This is a genomic window from Corynebacterium sp. HMSC076C10 (genome assembly GCF_001812455.1).
GTDB classification, from domain to species: Bacteria; Actinomycetota; Actinomycetes; order Mycobacteriales; family Mycobacteriaceae; genus Corynebacterium; species Corynebacterium jeikeium_D.
In genome coordinates, this window is the sequence record NZ_KV809121.1 from 1 (window position 1) to 221 (window position 221).

Sequence of the window (221 nt, forward strand, 5' to 3'; positions counted from 1 at the left end):
ACGGCGATGTAGCCACGGTGTGGGCAACAATTGAACGGTCGAACAGATCCATCACCGGTGACAGATAGACCTTGCGGCCTGCGACCCTGAACTCAGTGACGTCGCTGACAAAGACGGCATTTGGCTTATCTGGGGTGAACTTGCGGTCAAGCTTGTTGTCAGCAATGTGGCTGATCGTCCCAACATAGGAAATATACGGTCTGCGCTGGCGAATCTTAGCT

1 pseudogene is annotated in these 221 nt (G+C 53.4%); it reads right to left on the reverse strand.

The annotated features are described in order from the left end of the window. A pseudogene (locus tag HMPREF2857_RS05745) lies at positions 1-221 on the reverse strand (IS3 family transposase); the annotation flags it as partial.